The organism is Kitasatospora sp. NPDC089913 (assembly GCF_044748625.1).
GTDB lineage: Bacteria > Actinomycetota > Actinomycetes > Streptomycetales > Streptomycetaceae > Kitasatospora.
The window spans coordinates 86,063-108,260 of the sequence record NZ_JBIVGI010000029.1 but is presented as its reverse complement, the minus strand read 5'-3'; the positions used below and the strand labels follow the sequence as shown (position 1 = coordinate 108,260).

The 22,198-nt window shown below is 74.6% G+C and carries 14 protein-coding genes, 1 tRNA gene and 1 pseudogene; 10 read left to right on the top strand and 6 right to left on the bottom strand.

The window, feature by feature from the left end:
* The first annotated feature begins 166 nt into the window (after positions 1–166).
* Positions 167–1,150 (top strand): hypothetical protein, encoded by a 984-nt coding sequence (locus tag ACIPYS_RS32895; protein WP_400753101.1) that lies wholly within the window; start codon positions 167–169, stop codon positions 1,148–1,150.
* On the opposite strand, the gene ACIPYS_RS32890 is transcribed toward ACIPYS_RS32895, so the two are convergent.
* Positions 1,117–1,653, bottom strand: coding sequence for an NUDIX hydrolase (locus tag ACIPYS_RS32890; protein ID WP_030394120.1), 537 nt, complete (start codon positions 1,651–1,653; stop codon positions 1,117–1,119). The two genes, ACIPYS_RS32895 and ACIPYS_RS32890, sit on opposite strands and share 34 nt — an antisense overlap.
* A 219-nt stretch (positions 1,654–1,872) precedes the next feature.
* Between ACIPYS_RS32890 and ACIPYS_RS32885 the strand changes: the two genes are divergently transcribed.
* On the top strand, positions 1,873–2,931 hold the full coding sequence (locus ACIPYS_RS32885; protein WP_400753097.1) for an ATP-grasp domain-containing protein: 1,059 nt from the start codon (positions 1,873–1,875) through the stop codon (positions 2,929–2,931).
* A gap of 127 nt (positions 2,932–3,058) precedes the next feature.
* Here ACIPYS_RS32885 and ACIPYS_RS32880 read toward each other — a convergent pair whose 3' ends face one another.
* Together ACIPYS_RS32880 and ACIPYS_RS32875 are read right to left on the bottom strand one after the other, a co-directional pair.
* A complete protein-coding gene (locus ACIPYS_RS32880; protein ID WP_400753120.1) occupies positions 3,059–7,006 on the bottom strand; it encodes an ABC transporter ATP-binding protein in 3,948 nt (1,315 codons plus the stop codon).
* Positions 7,007–7,542: 536 nt separating this feature from the next.
* Positions 7,543–8,277: a TetR/AcrR family transcriptional regulator gene (locus tag ACIPYS_RS32875; protein ID WP_400753094.1), complete on the bottom strand. Its 735-nt coding sequence runs from the start codon at positions 8,275–8,277 to the stop codon at positions 7,543–7,545.
* Between the two features lie 134 nt (positions 8,278–8,411).
* Between ACIPYS_RS32875 and ACIPYS_RS32870 the strand changes: the two genes are divergently transcribed.
* From ACIPYS_RS32870 to ACIPYS_RS32855, 4 genes are all read left to right on the top strand, one after another.
* A complete protein-coding gene (locus ACIPYS_RS32870) occupies positions 8,412–10,133 on the top strand; it encodes a carboxyl transferase domain-containing protein (protein WP_400753091.1) in 1,722 nt (573 codons plus the stop codon).
* 114 nt (positions 10,134–10,247) lie between these two features.
* Complete coding sequence (locus tag ACIPYS_RS32865) at positions 10,248–12,518, top strand: acetyl/propionyl/methylcrotonyl-CoA carboxylase subunit alpha (protein WP_400753088.1); 2,271 nt, start codon at positions 10,248–10,250, stop codon at positions 12,516–12,518.
* A gap of 77 nt (positions 12,519–12,595) precedes the next feature.
* Positions 12,596–13,558, top strand: a complete 963-nt coding sequence (locus tag ACIPYS_RS32860; RefSeq protein WP_400753117.1) for a hydroxymethylglutaryl-CoA lyase — start codon at positions 12,596–12,598, stop codon at positions 13,556–13,558.
* Positions 13,559–13,768: 210 nt separating this feature from the next.
* Positions 13,769–14,956 (top strand): acyl-CoA dehydrogenase family protein, encoded by a 1,188-nt coding sequence (locus ACIPYS_RS32855; protein WP_320436393.1) that lies wholly within the window; start codon positions 13,769–13,771, stop codon positions 14,954–14,956.
* An 82-nt stretch (positions 14,957–15,038) separates the two neighbouring features.
* Here ACIPYS_RS32855 and ACIPYS_RS32850 read toward each other — a convergent pair whose 3' ends face one another.
* From ACIPYS_RS32850 to ACIPYS_RS32840, 3 genes are read right to left on the bottom strand one after another with little or no spacing between them, the layout of a single operon-like run.
* Positions 15,039–15,248 carry a hypothetical protein gene (locus ACIPYS_RS32850; RefSeq protein ID WP_400753084.1) on the bottom strand — a complete coding sequence of 70 codons (210 nt, stop codon included), beginning with the start codon at positions 15,246–15,248 and terminating at the stop codon, positions 15,039–15,041.
* Between the two features lie 5 nt (positions 15,249–15,253).
* Positions 15,254–15,649: a hypothetical protein gene (locus ACIPYS_RS32845; RefSeq protein ID WP_400753081.1), complete on the bottom strand. Its 396-nt coding sequence runs from the start codon at positions 15,647–15,649 to the stop codon at positions 15,254–15,256.
* A gap of 54 nt (positions 15,650–15,703) precedes the next feature.
* On the bottom strand, positions 15,704–16,192 hold the full coding sequence (locus ACIPYS_RS32840) for a universal stress protein (RefSeq protein WP_093865116.1): 489 nt from the start codon (positions 16,190–16,192) through the stop codon (positions 15,704–15,706).
* A gap of 705 nt (positions 16,193–16,897) precedes the next feature.
* Between ACIPYS_RS32840 and ACIPYS_RS32835 the strand changes: the two genes are divergently transcribed.
* The 4 genes and pseudogenes from ACIPYS_RS32835 to ACIPYS_RS32820 all read left to right on the top strand — a co-directional run bounded on the left by ACIPYS_RS32835 (position 16,898) and on the right by ACIPYS_RS32820 (position 22,183).
* On the top strand, positions 16,898–18,052 hold the full coding sequence (locus ACIPYS_RS32835; protein WP_093865115.1) for an HAD family hydrolase: 1,155 nt from the start codon (positions 16,898–16,900) through the stop codon (positions 18,050–18,052).
* Positions 18,053–19,499: 1,447 nt separating this feature from the next.
* A pseudogene (locus ACIPYS_RS32830) lies at positions 19,500–20,666 on the top strand (helix-turn-helix domain-containing protein); the annotation flags it as partial.
* A gap of 680 nt (positions 20,667–21,346) precedes the next feature.
* Complete coding sequence (gene orn / locus ACIPYS_RS32825; protein ID WP_078880011.1) at positions 21,347–21,949, top strand: oligoribonuclease; 603 nt, start codon at positions 21,347–21,349, stop codon at positions 21,947–21,949.
* Positions 21,950–22,107: 158 nt separating this feature from the next.
* A tRNA-His gene (locus ACIPYS_RS32820) sits at positions 22,108–22,183 on the top strand.
* Positions 22,184–22,198: the final 15 nt, after the last annotated feature.

The window sequence follows — 22,198 nt, the reverse complement described above, 5'->3', positions numbered from 1 at the left end:
GGGGAGCCCGATGGGACGTCAGGCTGTTGTGCAGGTGGGACCGGTGGTACGAGGGGGACTCGTGGGGCATGACGGTGTTGTGGGGCGCAGGGGGCGGAAACCCGCTTGGAGCACGTCGCCCGGTACGGAAGGATCGACGGGACCGTACCCCGAAGGGCCCGTGCCAATGACCACGCTCGACCGGACCGCCGCCGACCGGACGCCGTCCGCCCCACCCGTTCCCCCGGCGATCGACGCCGCCCCGGTGGACGGGGTGGCCCGCTGCTGCTCGGTCACGGCGGCGGTCGCCGACGGCCGGACGGGCGGTGCGACCGGCGTTCTGACGGGCGGCTCCGTGCCGCGGCCGCGCGGCGGCGAAGCCGACGGCGGGTCCGGGTCCTCCGGCTGGTCCGTGACCGCCGAGACGGGCGGAGCCGGCGGGTCGGGCAGGAGCGGCGGGTCGAACGGTTCGGGCGGTTCGGGCGAGGCGGGTGAGGCGTTCCCCGGGCTCCGGCAGCCGGCGGCCGTCCAGGAGTCGACGGTCCCGGTACTGCGGGCGTCCCAGGAGGAGTCGCGCGCCGCCTTCGGTCGACGGCCGTCACCGTCGCGCCGCCTCCGCCTGCTGCATCCGGGGACGGCCGCCGCCCCCGTCCGGCCGGACGGCGCACGCACCGCTCCGGGGCCGGTCACCGGTACGCCGGTCGTCCCCGGACCGCGCTCCGACGGCGACCGGGACGCCTCCTGGCCGGGGTCGGCAGCCGAGCCCCCGCTGGGCGTGCTGATCGGTGGCACCTCCCAGCTGCCGGAGGCCGGTGGACGCCCGGGCCGCGCCGAGGAGCGGCCCGCCGCCCGGATGACCGCCGAGATCCTCCGGCTCGGCCGGGGGACCTGTCTGGTCGTGCTGCCCGCCTGGCGGCCCGCGATCGCCGTCTCGGTACCGATCGAGCAGTTGCTGAGCGCCACCGGCCTCACCCGGGAACAGCTCGCGGAGGCCCGGCTCTCCGTCGTGATCAACCCCGGTGCCCTGCACGACCGGGAGCTGGAGCTCCGGGACTGGCAGGTCGGCCCGCCCGGGCGGCCGGGCCGACGCGGCCGGCGCCGCCCGCTCCAGGCGTTCGGGGCCGACGGGAGTACCGCTCAGGAGCGGACGGATCCGCCGTTCGGGATGTAGCCGAGATCGACGGGCCGGGGTTCGCGCCGCTCGGTGAGCCAGCCCTCGCGGACCTCGGCCAGCAGCTCCGGCAGCCGGGGCGGCCAGAGGGCGTCCGCGTTCTCGTCCGCGAGGTCCGCCGGGGTCCACCAGCGCCAGTCGAGGATCCGGTCGGCGGCGTGCACCGCGCTGACGTCGCCGACCGGACCCCGGTGCGGACCGTCGGTGAGGTAGATGTGCTCGTGCTGGCGGACCGGCGTGCCGTGCCAGGTGAAGTCGTGCTCCCAGGTGCAGAGCAGCGGGCCCGGTTCGAGGTCCGACCAGCCGGTCTCCTCCCAGAGCTCGCGGCGTGCCCCGGCCCACGGCGTCTCGTCGGCCTCGATGCCGCCGCCCGGCATGGTCCAGTGCACGCCGACCTCGCTGTTGTCCGAACGCAGGAGGAAGACGGAACCGTGCTCGTCCAGGACGACCGTCCTGGCGGCCCGGCGTGGGGTCCTTCGCGCGTTTCGCCACAGGTTTCGCATCGGGTCACTCTGCCAGCGGTGCGCTCCGGCCGTCGAACGGATTCCGCCGGCCTTCCGGCCCGCGGGCGCGACGGCCCTGCCGGTCGGCGCGACGGGCCCTGCCGGTCGGCGCAACGAGCCCGACCGGTCGGCGCAACGGGCCCGACCGGGCCGGTCAGGGCTTGTGGCGTCGGGGTTTTGACGGCTCGACGGGCTGCCCCTGGCCGTACCCTGACGCCCATGCCCGCACCCGCGTTCCTCCTCCCCTCCCATCCGCTGGACCCGCGCCGGATCGATCCCCAGTTCGTCCGGGAGGCCCGGCTGCTGCGGGACCTGGGTGGCGAGCACCACCTCGTCGACCACGACGCGCTGCTCGCAGGCGACGCCCGCGCGGCCGTCGACCGGGTGCCGGCGGGCCGTGGACCGTTCTGGTACCGGGGGTGGATGCTCCCCTCGGACCGCTACGCGGCCTTCGCCGCCGCCCTGGCCGAACGCGGCGGGCATCTGCTGACCAGCCCGCCCGGGTACGCGTCGGCGCACGAACTGCCGGGCTGGTACGGGGTGTTCGAGGGGGCGACGCCGCAGAGCGTCTGGCTGCCGTTGGCGGGGGCCGGCAGCGGCAGCGGGGCCGGGAGCAGTGGTGGGGACGGGAGCAGCGGCGGGGACGGGGCCGGCGGCGGTGGGGACGGGGCCGGGATCGCGCCGCCCGGTCCGGAGCGGTTGGCCGCGGCCGTCGCCGAGCTCGGCGGGCGGGGACCGGCGATCGTCAAGGACTACGTGAAGTCCCGCAAGGACGAGTGGGGCGAGGCCTGCTTCGTCCCGGAGCTGGCGGACCTGCCGGCCGTGGCCCGGGTGGTCGCCCGGTTCGTGGAACGGCAGGGCTCCTACCTGGCCGGGGGTGTGGTGCTGCGGCGGTTCGAGGAGTTCACCCGGGTGGTGTGGGACGCCGAGGGGACGCCGTCCGGCGGGACCGGACGGGAGCGGGCCCGGGACCCCGGGCTGCCGGACGACGGCCGGGGCGGGCGGCGGCGGGCCGTGGAGTCCCGGGTGTGGTGGCTGGACGGCGAGCCGGTGCTGGTCGGACCGCATCCGGACCTGCCCGGCTGCCCGGCCGCCCCCGACCTCTCCGGGGTGCGGCCGCCGGTGCGGACGCTCGGCTGCCGGTTCGTCACCACCGACCTGGCCGAGCGGGCGGACGGCTCCGGCTGGCGGGTGGTCGAGGTCGGTGACGGGCAGGTGAGCGAACTGCCCCGGGGGATCGATCCGTCGAGGCTGCTGATCGCACTGCTCGCGGCGTGAACGACCGGGGCAGCAGACCCCGGCGGGCGCGGCGCGGGTTGTCCTGAGGACGCCCGCGCCGCCCCGGCCGCCGACGGTCCGGCGCTCGAGCCCCGGCGGTCACGGTCCGGCCATCACGATCCGGCGGTCACGATCCGGCGATCGCGTCCGGGACCGGGGCGGACGGCGTCCCGGACCGGTGGTGACCCTCCGCCACGAACGCCTGCCAGAGCCGGGTGTACGCCCCGCCCCGCGCCAGCAGTTCCTTGTGCGTGCCGTCCTCGACCACCCGGCCGTGGTCCAGCACGACCACCCGGTCCGCACGCTCGGCCGTGGTCAGCCGGTGCGCGATGACCAGGGTGGTGCGGCCGCCGCTGAGCCGGTCCGCGGCACGGTTGACCGCCGCCTCGGTGGCCAGGTCGAGCGCCGCGGTGGCCTCGTCCAGCAGCAGGACGTCCGGATCGACCAGTTCGGCCCGGGCCAGCGCGATCAGCTGACGCTGACCCGCCGAGAGGTTCCGCCCCCGGCCGGCGACCTCGTGCTCGTAGCCGCCGGACAGCCGGAGGATCATGTCGTGCGCGCCGACGGCGCGGGCCGCCGCCTCCACCTCGGCCGGGGAGGCCCCCGGTCGGCCGTACGCGATGGCCTCGCGCACCGTCCCGGCGAACAGGTAGGCCTCCTGCGGCACCACCCCGAGCCGGTGCCGGTACTGGGCGAGGTCGTAGCGGGTCAGGTCGACGCCGTCGACCCGGACGGTGCCGGACGTCGCGTCGTAGAACCGGGCGACCAGCTTGACCAGGGTCGACTTGCCCGCCCCCGTCTCGCCGACCAGCGCCACCGTCTGCCCGGCCGGGATCCGCAGGCTGATGTCGGTGAGGACGTCCGGGGCGCCGTCCGCGCCGCCGTTGTAGGCGAAGCCGACCCGGTCGAACTCGATCTCGCCGCGGAGCCCGGCCGGGACGGGCACCGGGTCGGCCGCCTGCGCGGTGCTGGTCGGGGTGCGCAGCAGCTCGCGGATCCGGCCGAGGCCGACCGCCGCCTGCTGGTAGCCGTCGAACACCTGGGAGAGCTGGTTGACCGGCGCGAAGAACAGGTCGATGTAGAGCAGGTAGGCGACCAGCGCGCCGACGGTGAGCGTCCCGGCGTCCACCCGCGACGCACCCATGATCAGCACCAGCGCGGCGGCGACGCTGGAGAGGAACTGCACGAACGGGAAGTACAGCGAGATGTAGAGCTGGGCCCGGACCCTGGCGTCCCGGTAGGCGATGCCCCGGGCGACGAAGCGGTCCGTGTTGGCGTCCAGCCGGCGGAACGCCTGGACGATCCGCATGCCGGCCACGTTCTCCTGGAGGTCCGCGTTGACCGTGCTGATGAGGTCCCGGGAGATCTCGTACTGGGCCTTGGACTTCCGGCGGAACACCAGGGTCGCGACCGCGAGCAGCGGCAGCACCGCGAAGACCGCCAGGGCGAGTCCGGCGTCGATCACCAGCAGGGCGGCGAAGATGCCGAGGAAGGTCAGCAGGCTGACCACCGCCGTGACCACGCCGGTCTGCAGGAACGAGGTGAGCGAGTCCAGGTCGGTGGTCATCCGGGTCATGATCCGGCCGGACAGTTCACGTTCGTAGTAGTCGAGGCCGAGCCGGTTGAGGTGGGCGAAGATCTTGAGCCGGAGCGAGTAGAGCACCCGCTCGCCGGTGCGGCCGCTGACCCGGTTCTCGGCGCCCTGCACCAGCCAGTCCAGCAGGACGATCACCAGGGCGGCGAGCGAGGCGGCGACGACTCCGGTCATGACGCCCTTGCTGACGCCGTCGTCGATGCCGTGCCGGATCAGGATCGGCAGGACCAGGCCGGCGCCCGCGTCCAGGGCCACCAGGAGCAGCGCCAGGGTGAGCGGGACCCGGAAGGGGCGCAGCAGGCGGCGGAGACTGAAGTCGGGGTCGCCCCGCTCGGCCTCGGCGCGGGGGATCGCCGGGTGGTCGGTGGCCGGTGGGAGGGCGGCGACCCGGGCGAGCAGCTCGGGTGCGGCGGTGCGGGCGGCCTTGGCCAGGGCCGGGGTGGGCATGGCCGGGATGGGAATGGCGGGGGTGGGGGTGCTCGCGCCGGTGACGTCGGTGTCGGTGTCGGCGGCGTCGGCATCGGCATCGGCATCGGCGGTGGTACCGGTGTCCTGGGTGGACTCCGTACCGGTGGCCGTGGGCGGCTCGGTCGCTCCGGGTGCCGCCGGGGGTGCGGCGGGGGTGGTCCGGCCGGCCTCGGGGTCGGTGATCAGGGCCCGGTAGCGGGGACATCGGGCCTCGAGTTCCTCGTGGGTGCCGATGTCGAGCAGGCGGCCGTGGTCCAGGACGGCGATCCGGTCGGCCAGTTGGAGGGTGGAGCGGCGGTGCGCGATCAGCAGGGTGGTGCGGCCGGCCATCACCGAGCGCAGCGCGTCGTGGATCTCGGCCTCGATCTGCGGGTCCACGGCCGAGGTGGCGTCGTCGAGCAGCAGGATCCGGGGGTCGGTGAGGATCGCCCGGGCCAGGGCGATGCGCTGGCGCTGGCCTCCGGACAGGGTGAGGCCCTGCTCGCCGACCTTCGTCGCGTAGCCGTCGGGCAGCGCCCGGACGAACTCGTCGGCCTGGGCGGCGCGGGCGGCCGCGACGATCTGCTCGTCGGTGGCGTCCGGGCGGCCGTAGGCGATGTTGGTGCGGACGGTCTCGGAGAAGAGGAAGCTCTCCTCGGGCACGATGCCGACGGCCGACCGGACCGAGTCGAGGGTCAGGTCGCGCAGGTCGTGGCCGTAGAGGCGGACGGCGCCGTCCGCCGGGTCGTAGAAGCGGGGGACCAGCTGCGCGACGGTGGACTTGCCCGAACCGGAGGAGCCGACCAGGGCGAGGGTCTCGCCGGGGGCGAGGCGGAGGTTGAGTCCGTGCAGGACCGGGGCCGGGTGCTCGGGGTCGTAGCGGAACTCGACCCGGTCGAACTCCAGCGCCACCTCGGTGGTGAGCGGGCCGACCACGCGCGGACCGGTGGTCGGACCTGCGTCCGGGGTGGTCCGGGGTACGGGGGCGCCGGCGTCCGGGGTGGTCTCGGGCACGGCGGCGCCGGCCGCCGGGGTGGCGTCGGGCAGGGCGGCGTCCGGGCCGGCGGCCAGGTCGAGGACGACCGCGTCCGGGCGTTCCCGGACCAGCGGCCGCTCGTCGATCAGCTGGAGCACGCGTTCGACACCAGCCCGGGCCTGCTGGCCGACCGTGATGACCATGGTCATCATCCGGACCGGGCCGGTCATCTGCGCGACGTAGGTGGAGAAGGCGACGAAGGTGCCGAGCGAGACCCGGCCCTCGACCGCCAGCCAGCCGCCGAAGGCCAGTACCGCCACCTGGGCGAGCGCCGGGACGGCCTGCATGGCGGGGTTGTAGCGACTGTTGAGCCGGATCGAGCGCAGTCGGGCGGCGAAGAGACTGCGCGAGGCCGTCTCCAGCTTGTCCAGCTCCTGCGCCTCCTGCCCGAAGCCCTTGACCACCCGCACGCCGCCGATCGCCTCGTCGACCACTCCGGCGACGGCCGCGGCCTCCTGCTGGGCGGCCCAGGTGGAGGGGAACAGCCGCTTGCGGCTGAGCGTCGAGACCCACCACAGCACCGGGGCCATCACCAGCGCGACCAGGGTGAGCGGCGGCGAGAGCCAGACCATCACGCCGAGCGACATGACGAACATGAGCAGGTAGCCGGTCATCATCGGCAGCATCGAGAGCAGCCCGTTGACCAGCTGGAGGTCGGAGGTGGCGCGGCCGACCACCTGTCCGGTGTCGAGCCGGTCCTGGCGGTGGCCGTCGAGTCTGCCGAGCGAACGGAAGAGGTCGGCGCGCAGGTCGTGCTGGACGTCCACGGCCAGCTGCCCGCCGTAGTAGCGGCGGACCTGGGTGCAGCCGAACACGACGGCGGCGGCCAGCAGCAGGACCACGGCCCACGGGGCGAGCGGCCGGGAGTGCGCGGTGATGACGTCGTCGATGATCAGCTTGGTGACCAGGGGCACCAGGGCGGTGACGGCCATGCCGAGCAGCGAGGCGCCGAAGGCGAGCAGCACGCTGCGCCGGGAGCGCCAGCAGTAGCCGAGCAGCCGTCGGAGCCAGCCCGCGGTGTCGGGGCCGTCGGCGCCGACCGGCGTGCCGGAGTCGTCGGGGGCGGTCGTGGACGGTCCGGGCGTCCGGTCCGGTCGGTCAGGCCCGTCCCCGGGCTTGTCCGCCGAGGTGCCCGCGTCGCTCTTGGCGCCGTCCGCGCCCGCAGCGCCGGCTCGGGTGCTGCTCGGAGAAAGCTCCACCGTAGATCCGTGAGTCTCAGGCATATTTAGGGATGCTAACCATTCCGTCGGGTGACCGCCATGGATTTTTCAGGCCAGGACGTGCCGGGGCCCCGGCCCGACGGACGGGGCAACAGCCCGCAGCCTGCGGTGATTCCCGCCGGACCGGACCGGCGCTCGTTACCAGGGTCGCCGACGGAGCGGGAACCGCCCACCGCCCACCGACGCAGGGGGCGGACCTCCCTTGGTCCTAGGTCGGGCGCCTGACCCGGTCTGCCCCGAACGGAGCAACGGCCCTGCGGGAGCGGCGGGCCCGCGGGGACGGCGGGCCTGCGGGGACGGTACGGGCCCGCGGGTCAGGCCCGCGCAGTGTCGGAGGCGGCGGTGTCGGAAGGGGCGGCGTCGGAAGCGGCAGTGCCGGAGGTCGCGGTGTCGGTAGCACGGGCGTCAGCCCCGGCGGCGACGGAGGCGGCGGCCGCCGAGAACGCGCCGTGGGCGAGGTCGTGCAGCAGTGCGGCCATCGCGTCGCGGGTGAGCCCGGCCCGCTCGTCGCCCTGGGCGGGATTCGGGCCGTGACTGTGCGGGGTCGAGTTGATGAGCCCGAAGACGGCGTGCACCGCCGCCCGGGCGACCGGCTCGGCGGTCGGGGCGGCGAGCGGCGGAAAGGCCTGGCGGACCACCTCCACCCAGAGCTCCACGTAGGCGCGCTGGAGCCGGCGGACGGTCCTGCGGTCCTCGTCACGGAGGTTGAGCAGTTCGCGGTCGTGCAGCGTGATCAGGTCGCGGTCGTCGAGCGCGAAGTCGACGTGGCCGCCGATCAGCGCGTCCAGCGCGGCGGCCGGGCCCTCGCTGCCGCCCGCACGGCGGCGCCCCTCCTCCAGCAGCCGCTCGCTGATGCCGACCAGCAGGTCGGCGAGCATCGCGTCCTTGCCGGCGAAGTGCCGGTAGAGGCCGGGGCCGCTGATGCCGACGGCCTTGCCGATCTCGTCGACGCCCACGCCGAGGAAGCCCCGGGCCGCGAAGAGTCGGGCGGCCTCCCTGCGGATCTGGTCGCGGCGTGCGAGCCCGGAGGCGGATGGGACGTTCGGCATGCCGACCATCGTAGACAGTCGCGTTATCGGTGGTTAACCTGGGCGACGGAAGTTAACGTTCATTAACGTGTGGGGGTCGCGGGCTCACCGGCCCTGTCGGCCCACCTGCCGCCGAGGGCAAGGGAGCTCTTGGGATGGTCATCTCCACTGTCGGCGCACCCACCGGCATCAATGGCAGCGCGGCGGCCGGTACCCCGGCGGGCGGCGCGGCCCACGGCCGCGGCGCACCCGGTGCGGCCGCGCCGGCACCCCGGCTCGACACGGCCGCCGACCCCGGGTCCGAGGCGTTCCGGACGAACACCGCCGCCCACCGGGCCCTGGTCGCCGAACTCCGCGAGAAGCTCGGCACGGCCGCGCTCGGGGGCGGTGCCAGAGCCCGCGACCGGCACACCGCGCGCGGCAAGCTGCTCCCCCGCGACCGGGTGGACACCCTGCTCGACCCGGCCTCCCCCTTCCTCGAACTGGCCCCGCTGGCAGCCGACGGGATGTACGACGGCGCCGCCCCGGCCGCCGGGGTGATCGCCGGCATCGGCCGGGTCGCCGGGCGCGAGGTGGTGGTGGTCGCCAACGACGCCACCGTCAAGGGCGGCACCTACTACCCGATGACGGTCAAGAAGCACCTGCGCGCCCAGGAAGTGGCGCTGGAGAACCGGCTCCCCTGCGTCTACCTGGTCGACTCCGGCGGTGCCTTCCTCCCGATGCAGGACGAGGTCTTCCCGGACCGCGACCACTTCGGCCGGATCTTCTACAACCAGGCGCGCCTCTCCGCCGCGGGCATCCCGCAGATCGCCGCCGTGCTGGGCTCCTGCACGGCGGGCGGCGCGTACGTGCCGGCGATGAGCGACCAGGCCGTCATCGTCCGCAACCAGGGCACCATCTTCCTCGGCGGACCGCCGCTGGTGAAGGCGGCGACCGGCGAGGTGGTGACCGCCGAGGAGCTGGGCGGCGGCGACCTGCACTCCCGGACCTCCGGTGTCACGGACCACTTGGCCGAGGACGACGCCCACGCGCTGTCCATCGTCCGCACCATCGTCGCCGGGCTCGGCCCGCGCACCGCCCGCCCGTGGCCGCTCGCCCCGGCCGAGCCGCCGGCCGTCGACCCGGCCGGCCTGTACGGGGCCGTCCCGGTCGACCCGCGCACGCCGTACGACGTGCGCGAGGTGATCGCCCGACTGGTCGACGGCAGCCGGTTCGCCGAGTTCAAGGCCGAGTACGGCGCGACCCTGGTGACCGGCTTCGCCCGGATCCACGGCCACCCGGTCGGCATCGTCGCCAACAACGGCGTGCTGTTCGCCGAGTCCGCCCTCAAGGGCGCCCACTTCATCGAGTTGTGCGACCAGCGCGGAATCCCCCTCCTCTTCCTGCAGAACATCACCGGCTTCATGGTCGGGCGGCAGTACGAGGCGGGCGGCATCGCCAAGCACGGCGCCAAGATGGTCAACGCCGTCGCCTGCACCCGCGTCCCGAAGCTGACGGTGGTCATCGGCGGCTCCTACGGGGCCGGCAACTACTCGATGTGCGGCCGGGCCTACTCACCCCGCTTCCTGTGGATGTGGCCGAACGCCAAGATCTCGGTGATGGGCGGCGAGCAGGCCGCCTCCGTGCTGGCCACCGTCCGCCGCGACCAGTTGGAGGCCCACGGCGAGGAGTGGGCCACCGAGGCGGAGGAGGAGTTCAAGCGCCCCGTCCGCGAGCAGTACGAGCGCCAGGGCAACGCCTACTACGCCACCGCCCGGCTCTGGGACGACGGCGTGATCGACCCGATGGACACCCGGACCGTGCTCGGCCTCGCCCTCACCGCATGTGCCAACGCCCCGCTCCCGGAGCCCGGCCCCTTCGGCGTCTTCCGCATGTAGCGCTCCTCCAGGGGCGGCGGCCCACCCGCTCCGCCGCCCTCCCCGGTGCCCGGCACCCACCCGGTGCCCACCACCTCCTTCGTACGGCCCCCTCGACCCGGAGGAACGCCTCCCATGTTCGACACAGTCCTGGTCGCCAACCGCGGCGAGATCGCCGTCCGGGTGATCCGCACCCTGCGGCGGCTCGGCGTGCGCTCTGTCGCCGTGTTCAGCGACGCCGACGCCGACGCGCCGCACGTCCGCGAGGCCGACGTCGCGGTCCGGCTCGGCCCGGCCGACCGCAGCGACAGCTCCGCCGCCGAGACCTACCTGCGGACCGACCAGATCCTCGCCGCCGCCCGCCGGACCGGCGCCCAGGCCGTCCACCCCGGCTACGGCTTCCTCGCCGAGAACGCCTCCTTCGCCCGTGCCTGCGCCGACGCCGGCCTCGTCTTCATCGGTCCTCCTCCCGCAGCGGTCGAGCTGATGGGTGACAAGATCAACGCCAAGGAGGCCGTGCGGTCCGCCGGCGTGCCGGTGGTCCCGGGCAGCCGGGCCACCGCGCCCACCGACGAGGACCTCGTCGCGGCGGCCGCCGACATCGGCTACCCCGTCCTGCTCAAGCCCTCCGCCGGCGGCGGCGGCAAGGGCATGCGCCTGGTCCGCGACCCGGCCGAGCTGCCGACCGAGATCGCCGCCGCCCGGCGCGTCGCCCGCACCGCCTTCGGTGACGACACCCTGCTGCTGGAACGCTGGATCGACCGGCCGCGCCACATCGAGGTGCAGGTACTGGCCGACGCCCACGGCAGCACCGTCCACCTCGGCGAGCGCGAGTGCAGCCTGCAGCGCCGCCACCAGAAGCTGATCGAAGAGGCTCCCTCCGTCCTGCTCAATGCCGAGACCCGCGCCGCCATGGGCGCCGCGGCCGTCCGGGCCGCCGAGTCCTGCGGTTACACCGGCGCCGGCACCGTGGAGTTCATCGTCCCCGGCATCGACCCGGACTCCCCCACCTCCACGGAGGGGGTGCGGGACTTCTTCTTCATGGAGATGAACACCCGTCTCCAGGTGGAACACCCCGTCACCGAACTCGCCGTCGCGGTGGCCGGCTCGGGGCGGCTCGACCTGGTCGAGTGGCAGCTGCGGGTCGCCGCCGGTGAACCCCTCGCCTTCGCCCAGTCCGACATCTCCTTCCAGGGCCACGCCATCGAGGCCCGGATCTGCGCCGAGGACCCGGAACGGGACTTCCTGCCCACCGGCGGACGCATCCTGCTCCTCGACGAACCCCGGGGCGAGGGCATCCGGGTGGACTCCGGGGTCGCCCCCGGGACCGTGATCACCAGCTCCTACGACCCCATGCTCGCCAAGGTCATCGCCTACGGGCCCGACCGTCCGACCGCGCTGCGGCGCCTGCGCGCCGCCCTCGCGGACACCCGGATCCTCGGCGTCACCACCAACACCGGCTTCCTGCGACGGCTCCTCGCACACCCCGAGGTCACCGCAGGACGACTCGACACCGGCCTGGTCGAGCAGACGGCGCAGCGGGAGCCCGGGCTGCTCGCCTCCCCGTACTCCCCGGCCACCGCGGCCGCGACCCCGGCGACGACGCCCGGGACCTCGGCGACGGCCCCCGGCACCTCCGACCCCCTGCCGACGGAGGAACCGACCCCGGCCCACCTCCTCTACTACGCGGCCGCGCTCGCGCGGCACCTGGACCTCACCCCCGCCGCCGACGCCGACGGCTGGACCGACCCGTTCTCCCTTCCCTCCGGCTGGCGCCTCGGCGGCGCCCCCGCCTGGACCACCCACCGGCTCCGCGTCCCCGGCCAGGACCCGGTGTCGGTGAGCGTTCGCCCGATCACTGCGAGCAACGTAGCCGAGGCCACTGACAATCCGTCCGGGACCGCCGCCGAGGTCGAGATCCGGCTCGGCTCCGGACCGGTCCACCGCGCCCGGGCCGACCGCTCCGACGACCGCCTCCGGCTCACCGTCGACGGCCTGCGGACGGGCTTCGCCCTCGCCGAGGACCGGACCGCCGCGACCGCCGGCCCGGTGACCTGGCTGGGCGTCGACGGCGACGCCTGGCCGGTGCACGGCCACGACCCGGTCGGCGAGGGCGCCGCCGACGGCGCCGCCCACCACGGCGCCCTGACCGCGCCGATGCCGGGCACCGTGACGGTCGTCAAGACCACCGCCGGGGAGTCGGTCCGCAAGGGCCAGCCCCTGCTCGTCCTGGAGGCCATGAAGATGGAGCACGTGATCTCGGCCCCGCACGACGGCACGGTCAGCGAGCTCCGGGCCGCCGCCGGCGCCACCGTGGCGATGGAGGAACTGCTGGTCGTCGTGACCCCCGCCGAGGCCGCGTCCGGCCCGGCGGCCGACGGGCCCGTCCCGGCGGTGCGGTCGTGACCGCCGCCGCGCCGAGAGGCGCCGGCCCCGCTGACGGCCCCACGGCCGACCCCGCGCGCGAACCCGACGCCCTCGACCTGGGGCTGCCCGCCCCGGTCCGCGCCCCCGGCCTGCCCGAGGAGGTGCGGATCCACGAGGTCGGTCCGCGCGACGGGCTGCAGAACGAGAGCGCCCTCGTCCCGGTCGAGGTCAAGGCCGAGTTCATCGAGCGGCTGGCCGCCGCCGGGCTGCGCACCGTCGAGGCCACCAGTTTCGTCCACCCGAAATGGGTGCCCCAGCTCGCCGACGCCGAGGAGCTGATGCCCCGGCTGGCCGGCCTCCCGGACCGCCGGCCCGGTCTGCGGCTGCCGGTGCTGGTGCCCAACGAGCGCGGGCTCGACCGCGCGCTGGCCCACCACGCCACCGACGTCGCGGTGTTCGCCAGCGCCACCGAGACCTTCGCCCGACGCAACCTCAACCGCTCGGCGGACGAGGCGATGGCGATGTTCCGTCCCGTGGTGGAACGGGCCTCGGCCGCCGGGGTCCCCGTCCGCGGCTACCTCTCGATGTGCTTCGGCGACCCCTGGGAGGGACCGGTCCCGGTCGCCCAGGTGGTCCGGTCCGGTCTGCGGCTGCTGGAACTGGGCTGCGCCGAGCTGAGCCTCGGCGACACCATCGGCGTGGCCACCCCGGGCCAGGTCACCGACCTGCTCGACGGGTTCGCGGCGGCGGGCGTCCCCGTCGACCGGCTGGCGGTGCACTTCCACGACACCTACGGCCAGGCGCTCAGCAACACGCTGACCGCGCTGCGCGCCGGGGTCACCACCGTGGACGCGTCCGCCGGCGGACTGGGCGGCTGCCCCTACGCCAAGAGCGCCACCGGCAACCTGGCCACCGAGGACCTGGTGTGGATGCTGCACGGCCTCGGCATCCGGACCGGCGTCGACCTGCGCGCCCTGGTCGCCACCAGCGGCTGGATGGCCCGCCGGCTCGGCCGTCCGAGCCCGTCCCGCACGGTCCAGGCCCTGCTCGGCTCCACCGGGGCCGGGGCCCCGGACTGACCCAGGACCGACCCGCACCGACCGTCCCGCCCGTCGGCCGGGCGACTGCCCGCCCGGCCGGCACCACCGTGGACCCGGCCCTTCGACCGCCGGCCGGTCCGCCCCCGTTCGTCCGCTCTTCGCACCGCCCGCCGTCCGTCACACCCGCACCGACGGCGGCCGCCCCGACCACGCCCGCGCCCACCCCGGCGGGGCCCCAGGAGGATCACCATGCTCGACCACCGGTTGAACACCGAGTACGAGGAACTGCGGCGCACCGTGGCCGAATTCGCCCAGGACGTGGTCGCGCCGAAGATCGGCGAGTACTACGAGCAGGGCGAGTTCCCCTACGAGATCGTGCGGGAGATGGGGCGGATGGGCCTGTTCGGCCTGCCGTTCCCGGAGGAGTACGGCGGCATGGGCGGCGACTACTTCGCGCTCTGCCTGGTGCTGGAGGAGCTGGCCCGGGTCGACTCCTCGGTCGCGATCACCCTGGAGGCGGCGGTCTCGCTCGGCGCGATGCCGATCCACCGCTTCGGCACGGAGGAGCAGAAGCGGGAGTGGCTGCCCCGGCTGACCTCCGGCGAGCTGCTCGGCGCGTTCGGCCTGACCGAGCCCGAGGGCGGCTCCGACGCCGGGGCGACCCGCACCACCGCCCGCTACGACGAGGCCACCGACGAGTGGGTGATCAACGGCACCAAGTGCTTCATCACCAACTCCGGCACCGACATCACGGGTCTGGTCACCGTCACCGCGCTCACCGAACCGATCGCTCGTTCGAGTGAAGAGGGCGAATTCTCCTCGCCCCGGCGCGAAATCTCCTCCATCATCGTGCCCACGGGGACCCCCGGGTTCCAGGTGTCGAAGAAGTACTCGAAGGTCGGATGGAACGCATCCGACACCCGCGAACTGTCCTTTACCGACTGCCGCGTTCCCGCGGCCAACCTGCTGGGCGAGCGAGGTCGCGGCTACGCCCAGTTCCTGCGGATCCTCGACGAGGGACGCATCGCGATCGCAGCCCTGGCCACCGGCCTGGCCCAGGGCTGCGTCGACCAGTCCGTCCTCTACGCCGGTACCCGCCGCGCCTTCGGCCGGCCGATCGGCGCCAACCAGGCCATCCAGTTCAAGCTCGCCGACATGGAGATGCGCGCCCACACCTCCCGCCTCGCCTGGCGGGACGCCGCATCCCGGCTGCTGCACTCGGAACCGTTCAAGAAGGAGGCCGCGATCGCCAAGCTGTACTCGTCGGAGGCCGCCGTCGACAACGCCCGCGAGGCGACCCAGATCCACGGCGGGTACGGCTTCATGAACGAGTTCCCCGTCGCCCGCTTCTGGCGGGACTGCAAGATCCTGGAGATCGGCGAGGGCACCTCGGAGGTGCAGCGCATGCTCATCGCACGCGAGCTCGGCGTCTCCTGAGGCTGCGACAGGTCTCTTGTCCCGCCCTCCGCGTCGCCCGTCGGGGACGACGCGGAGGGCGGGCGACACGGCGGTGAGGCGCTCAGCGGAGCGCCCCGAAAGAGGAAGGAGCAATGACGGGCCCGCCCGAGTCGATCTGGCCGTACCGGGTCAGTGCGAGTTCGAACGCCGTCGGCGCGACCCCGACGGCACCGTCGAACGGGCCGCCGAGCTGGAACACCACACTGACCGCGAAAGCCACCGAGGCCCCCACGAACACCATCAGCACCAGGTTGCGGCCGCTGGCGGTCAACGCGATCACCGGCGGCGTCGCCGGACGTCCGTCAGACCTCTCAACACATCTGCCTTTGCCGCGAGTTCGGACGGATCCTGGCTCCGCACCGCGTCCACCGAGATCCTGATCCGGTCCGCCGCCACCCATGCCTCGGCACTGCCGTGGCCCCGACCCATCTGCGCCCACTCTCCCCCGATCTCTCCCCCGATCACTTGCCTGGTGCGGTCCCGCACCCGCTGCTGGACGACCGGTCGCTCCGGCTCGGGCAGCAACCGCGCCGCCCGGTACACCTCGGTAAGGGCACGGGACTCCTCGTGGGTGTGCCGGCGGGCCGTGTTGAGCTGCTGCCAGGCCCCGGCGACGGCGAAGCCGGTGAAGAGCGCGAAGAAACCGAGCACCGCCGCGCCCGGTCCGCCCACGTCCCACGCCGCGGCCACCCGCGACGTCGCGGTCCGGCAGCAACACCTCGGAGCTCAGGGGATCACGATCACCGGGCGGTTGGCGCGGCGGGCGAGACGGCCGGAGACCGAGCCGAAGATCTTGCCGAGCAGGCCGTGGGTGGTGCCGACCACGATCGCGTCGGCGGCGAACTCCCGACCGACCTCCTCGATCTCGTGGCAGATGTCGCCGCCCCGCTCGACCAGGATCCAGGGCACTCCGGAGAGGAAGTCCGCGCAGGCGAGTTCCAGGCCGAGCACCTCCGTCCGGTGGTCGGGGAGGTCCACGAAGACCGGCGGTTCGCACCCGGCCCACACGGTGGCGGGCAGCCGGTTGGCGACGTGCACGATCACCAGCCCGCACTGGGAGCGGCGGGCCATGCCCACCGCGTAGGCGAGGGCGCGCTCACTGGACAGCGATCCGTCGAAGCCCACCACCACACCGTGCTGGAAGGCGGGGTCACAGGACTTGGCGGGCGCTTCCCGGACGGCCGCCTCGCCGGCCGCGCCGGGCGGGCCGGCGATGTCCGGGCGGTCGGCGCCCGGTCCCGGCCGGCCGGTCACCGCGGGCTCCTGGGGGCCGGAACGCCGAGCGTCCCGCCGCTGGCGGGAGCCGGAACCGGAACGACCGCGGCGCGCGAGATTGCGAAGGGGTCGGAAACCACCGCTCCGGGCGTCCGCGCCCGGTTCCCCCGGTCGGGAGTGCTCAGAACCAGCCATGGCACAGGGCTCTTCGAAGGAGATGGGCCTACAGGAGAGGACAACGCTGCCCGAGCGGCAGGCCCGCCCACGGGAAGTCGTCGGTCTGCACCGAGCACCACCGTTTGTGACCTGTTCCTTTCAGAGTACGTCGGGCGGGGCGTACCGCCCAGCCACGCGGCCTCGGGGCGACACTCTTCCCGCGAACGAGGGATGCGCGTGCCGACGGCCGTGCGCCCCTTGTCCGAGCGCGAGAACGCCCCTCCGGCGAAGGAGGTTCCCTGGAGCTTGACTGAGCGGACCGGGCGGCGCAACAGGACTCCGGGACACCGTGACCGGACTGTCATGGATCGATGACGATCCGTCGCGGGCCCGTCACCGGGCAGTGAGGCGGCTGGGATCGCCGCCCATCCGTGGGGCCGTGCGGAGCCGAACGGTCCCGGCACCCCGTTTCAGCCAATACGTACGGGTTCGCGACGGCGCCCGGCATTTGCCAGATGCATAGGCGCACCCGCTGGCACCATGCTCGACATGCCCCTGCTCCTGCTCGACCTCGACAACACGCTGCTCCCCAGGGACGCCGCATTCCGGGCCTGGGCTCAGGATTTCCTGCTCGAACGGGCCCTGCCGCCCACCGACGTCGAGTGGCTCGCCACCATCGACGGCGGCGGCTACGTGCCGCGCAGCACCGTACTGTCCGCCGCCCGCCGCCGCTACGGCCTGGACGAGTCGCTCGACCGGCTGCTCGCGCACTACCGGCGCGGTATCAACGCCCACATCCACTGCCCGGCGCGCAACCTCGACGCGTTGCGGGCCGCGCGCGCCGCCGGGTGGACGCTGGGCATCGTCAGCAACGGCAACACCGGGGCCCAGCTGGAGAAGATCCGGCGGACCGGCCTCGGACCGATGGTCGACGGCTGGGTGATCTCCGAGGAGGCCGACTGCCTCAAGCCGGACCCGTTGATCTTCGAGATCGCGGCGCAGCGGTGCGGCATCGCACCGACCGGGGACTGGGCCACGCACACCTGGATGGTCGGGGACCACGCCCCCGCCGACATCGCCGGCGCCGAGCTGGCCGGGCTGCGGAGCGTCTGGCTGCACCACGGCCGCCCCTGGGCCGAGCCCGGCTACCGTCCCACGCTCAAGGCGGCCGGTCTGCCGGAGGCCGTCGGACAGGTGCTGGCCGCCCGCGGTGCCCCGTCGCCCCGGCCGGCGGTTCGGGCCGGGGCCACCAGGTCGACCGGGGCCCGGCGCGGGGCGGTCGCGAGTGGGGCACTCGCGGGCGGTGCTCTCGCCACCGGGGCACTCGCCACCGGGACGGTCGCGGGCCGACCGGTCGTGCACGGAGTCGTCGCAAGCGGAGTCGCGCGCGGAGTCGTCGCGAGCGGGGCGCGGGGCGGAGCACCGGTGGAACCGGGACCGACGGCGCAGATCGGCGCGCACCACGGCGTGCAGTCCTTGCCGTCCGCCCCGGACGACGGGCATGCGCCTTCTGTCGCGCACACCGACGCCGATGCCCCGGCCGCCGCGGCGGCCGGATCCGCTGTCCGAAACCGGTCCGGCGGGTTTGCCCGGCAGCCCGACGGCCACTCCGGAGCGACGCCGCCGCCGGTCCCGCTCCCCGGCCGACCGTCGTCTCCGCCGGCTCCGGACGCCCCAATGCCGAGTCCGGCCCGCGCCGGGTAGCGCATCACGGGTCCCGGCGGCCCCCGGAGCCCATCAACCGTTCGAGCTCCCGACCGGACCCGCCGCCGGTCCACCGTCACCCGCCGGCCCGGGGGCGGCTCATCTCACCCTCAGTCAGCAGTTCGATCCGGAAGCGGTCGGGGGCCCGGCGCCGGGCCCGGGGGTCGCACCGGCGCCGGCAGGCGGGGCGGGGCCCGGCCGGACCAGGTCCGCCGAGCGCCTTCCGACTGGAGGATCGGCACCGTCAGTTCCGGTTTCTGTACGGCCTGTTCGTGCACGGGCGGGACGATCCGAAGCCGACCCCGGCCGCACGCCGGCCCCCGCCCGGCCGTCACGGCCGGTCCGACGACCGCACGGGGCCGCCGCTGTTGGCCGGTTCGAGCCGGCGGCGATCTCCGCGGAAGCTCGGTGACGCGACGTCACCGGTTCCCGTTTCCCGGCCCGGGCACTGGCCGGATGAAGCCTGGGAGGCGCATGCTCCGGGGCTGTGCGCCCCTCATGTGCACCGCCTATTTTCGGTCAATCTCGCCCGGGTCCCCTGCCCTTGGGCAAATCCGCAGCCCAGGCGCACCGGCCGGGTACGTCGGAGCCGGACGCCCCAGGACCCGTCCCGCGACAACCAGCCACCGTTGCACCGACCCTCTTCCCAGAAGGGTCGACGGGTGCCACGCTTCGTGATCGAATGCATCACGCCAAATTGCCATGTCGACATAGCGTCGGATGGTGAACTTGTCACAACGGCAACGGTCCACCCGATAGATTCGATCTTGGCCAGCAGTGCCGCACCACCACACCACACCACCGAGGGGGCTTGAGCGCCTTGAGCAGGGTGAGCAGGAGCGACGCGGGTCCTGACAGCGGCCAGCCCGTGGCCGGCATCGTGGGTCGTTCCACGAGAGGCACCGGCTCCCAGGCCTCCACCGCCAACACCCGTCACTCCGGCACCGCCTCGTACCCCTCCTATTCCACTGCGGTCCCGACAGCCCCTGGCGCACCATCCGCACCAGGCGCACCGTCCGGTCCGGGCACACCGTCGGGCACGGGTTCCCCGTCCTTCCCGGTCACCCCGGAGCACGGCGGACGCCCCGTCGGTCGATCCGGCGTCAGCCACGGGGGCGGGTACGGAGCGGGTCCGGACGGCCGGGCCGGGGCGTCGGTTACCGGCCATTCCGGAAGTCACCAGGGCGGGCACCAGAACGGGCACCAGAGCAGCCACCAGAACGTCGGCGGCCACCCCGGCAACGGATACGGCCCCACCGGACCGGACGCCGGCTACGCGACCTTCGCCGCGACGGGCGCACCCGGCCAGGGCCTCGGCGCGGTCCCCCACGGCATGGTCGGCGCGGCCGCCGCCGGGCTCGGCGCCGCCGGGCTCGGCGCCGCGGGACACGGCGCCGGCGGTCACGGGGGCACCGCGGCCGGTCTCAACGGCTCCTCGACGCCGGCGATGGCCTCCTCCCCGCGCAAGCTGTCCGGCCGTCGCCGCCGGGAGACCGTCGCCGTCCTGATCTTCGGCGGCGCACCGATCTTCGAGAGCTCGATCCCGCTCTCGGTCTTCGGCGTCGACCGCCAGGACGCCGGGGTGCCCCGGTACCGGCTGCTGGTCTGCGCCGGCGAGGAGGGCCCGCTCGCCACCACCGGCGGCCTCACCCTCTCGGCCCCCTACGGGCTGGAGGCGCTCGCCCGGGCGGGCACGATCGTGGTGCCGGCCTGGCGCTCGATCTCCCAGCCGCCGCCGGTCGAGGCGATCACCGCGCTGCGCAAGGCCCACCACGAGGGCGCGCGGATCATCGGCCTGTGCACCGGCGCGTTCGTCCTGGCCGCCGCCGGCCTGCTGGACGGCCGCCCGGCGACCACGCACTGGATGTACGCGCCGACCCTGGCCAAGCGCTACCCGCGGGTCCACGTGGACCCGCGCGAACTGTTCGTCGACGACGGCGACGTGCTGACCTCGGCCGGCACGGCCGCCGGGATCGACCTCTGCCTGCACGTGGTGCGCAGCGACCACGGCGCCGAGGCGGCCAACGCGCTCGCCCGCCGCCTGGTGGTGCCGAGCCGGCGCAGCGGCGGAGGACAGGCCCAGTACATCGATCAGTCTTTACCTGAGGAGATCGGCAACGACCCGCTGGCCGAGGTGGTCACCTGGGCGCTGGAGAACCTCAACCAGCAGTTCGACGTCGAGGTGCTGGCGGCCCGCGCCTACATGAGCCGACGGACCTTCGACCGCCGGTTCCGGACGCTGACCGGCAGCGCCCCGCTGCAGTGGCTGATCACCCAGCGAGTGCTGCAGGCGCAGCGGCTGCTGGAGACCTCGGAGCTGTCGGTGGACGATGTCGCGCGCCGGTGCGGCTTCCGCTCGCCGGTGGCGCTGCGCGGGCACTTCCGCCGTCAGCTCGGGGTCTCGCCGGCCGCGTACCGGACCAGCTACCGGGCCCGCCGGCCCGGCTCGTCGGCCCAGGTCCCGGCCGTGCCGGCCGGCGGTGACCTCCGGCCCAGCGGTGCGATCGCCTCGGCGGCCGCCCTCGGCGGGACGGTGCCCGGCCAGCACGGCGCGCTCGGCGGGCATCCGGCGCTCGGCGGCCACGGGCTGCCCGGCGGGCACGGTGCCGCGCCGGCCCCGGGCTTCCCGGGCGGGTCGGGCGGCGCCGCGCACCCGGGCCAGCACGGGCAGCCGTCCGGCCAGGGCGTCCACGCGCGGGCCGGGCAGCCGTACCCGCACCAGGCGGCCGGACATCAGGCGCACCCCGGGCAGCCGGGGGCCGGGCGCGGTCCGGCGCGGCCGCCGATCGTCCCGGCCCAGCCGGGTCCCGGCGCGGGCCGGCCACCCCGGACGGCGGAGCACGCCGCCGCCGAGGACGGACTCCCGCAGCCGGGGGCGCGCGGTCAGGGCCAGGGGCACCGGAGTACGGCCGACCGGCCGCAGGACGAGTCCCCGGCGGGTGGCTCCGGCCGGGCGCACGGCGCACCCGGCGGGCGTCTGCCGGCCGCTGGCCCGGGCGCGACGGCGGAGGCCCGGGCCCGGCAGGCCCGGGCGGGTCAGCTGCGCCCGCAGGTCGGCCGGAGCACCTCGGCCGAGACCAGGGAGCCCCGAGAGGCGCGTCCCGGCCGGGACGGCCGACCGGTGCACCCGGGCGGCCACCCCGGCCGGGACGCGAGGGACGCCCGGGACGCCCGCGAGGTGCGGGAGGCGGACGGCCGCACGCCGGACGAGCACGGTTCCGAGGGGTACGCCCCGGCGCCCCGCTCGGCTCCATCGGTGCCCGCGGCGCGTGATCGCGCCGTAGGGTGAGTGGCGTGAATGACCGTTTGGTATGGATCGACTGTGAAATGACAGGCCTCGACCTCGACCGGGACGCCCTGGTCGAGGTCGCGGCGCTGGTGACGGACTCCGAGCTGAACATCCTCGGCGAGGGTGTGGACGTCATCGTCCGCCCGCCGGCGGAGGCGCTGGCGAACATGCCGGACGTGGTGCGGGCGATGCACACCTCGTCCGGGCTGCTGGACGAGCTGGAGCACGGCGTCACCCTGGCGGAGGCGGAGGCGCTGGTGCTCGCCTATGTGCGCGAGCACGCGCCGGAGGCCGGGCGCACGCCGCTGTGCGGGAACTCGGTGGCCACCGACCGGGGCTTCCTGAGCCGGGACATGCCGGCCCTGGAGGGGCACCTGCACTACCGGATCGTGGACGTCTCCTCGATCAAGGAGCTGGCCCGCCGCTGGTACCCGAAGGCGTACTACAACAGCCCGCAGAAGGGCGGGAACCACCGCGCGCTCGCCGACATCCGCGAGAGCATCGACGAACTGCGCTACTACCGCGAGGCGGTGTTCGTCGCCCAGCCCGGCCCGGACACCGACACCGCGCGCGCGATCGCCGAGAAGTTCCAGCCCCCGGCGGGCTGACCCACCGGCCGCGGCCCGTCCCGGTCGGACGTCCGGACACCCGGAGGTCCGACCGGAGCGGGCGAGCGGAAACCCTGGCGCGAGCACCCTTCCGGATCCTGTAGAGTTCTTCTTGTCGGAGCGGGAACGCCGAAAAGCGCGAACGGTCCGGACTGATGGTGGGTGTAGCTCAGTTGGTAGAGCACCTGGTTGTGGTCCAGGTGGCCGCGGGTTCGAGTCCCGTCACTCACCCCATGACCCCGGGGGTCG

Coding starts and splice junctions, on each gene's coding strand:
- ACIPYS_RS32885 (WP_400753097.1), top strand. CDS start 1,873: ATGCCCGCACCCGCGTTCCTCCTCCCCTCCCATCCGCTGGACCCGCGC.
- ACIPYS_RS32875 (WP_400753094.1), bottom strand. CDS start 8,277: ATGCCGAACGTCCCATCCGCCTCCGGGCTCGCACGCCGCGACCAGATC.
- ACIPYS_RS32865 (WP_400753088.1), top strand. CDS start 10,248: ATGTTCGACACAGTCCTGGTCGCCAACCGCGGCGAGATCGCCGTCCGG.
- ACIPYS_RS32855 (WP_320436393.1), top strand. CDS start 13,769: ATGCTCGACCACCGGTTGAACACCGAGTACGAGGAACTGCGGCGCACC.
- ACIPYS_RS32890 (WP_030394120.1), bottom strand. CDS start 1,653: ATGCGAAACCTGTGGCGAAACGCGCGAAGGACCCCACGCCGGGCCGCC.
- ACIPYS_RS32895 (WP_400753101.1), top strand. CDS start 167: ATGACCACGCTCGACCGGACCGCCGCCGACCGGACGCCGTCCGCCCCA.
- ACIPYS_RS32870 (WP_400753091.1), top strand. CDS start 8,412: ATGGTCATCTCCACTGTCGGCGCACCCACCGGCATCAATGGCAGCGCG.
- ACIPYS_RS32835 (WP_093865115.1), top strand. CDS start 16,898: ATGCCCCTGCTCCTGCTCGACCTCGACAACACGCTGCTCCCCAGGGAC.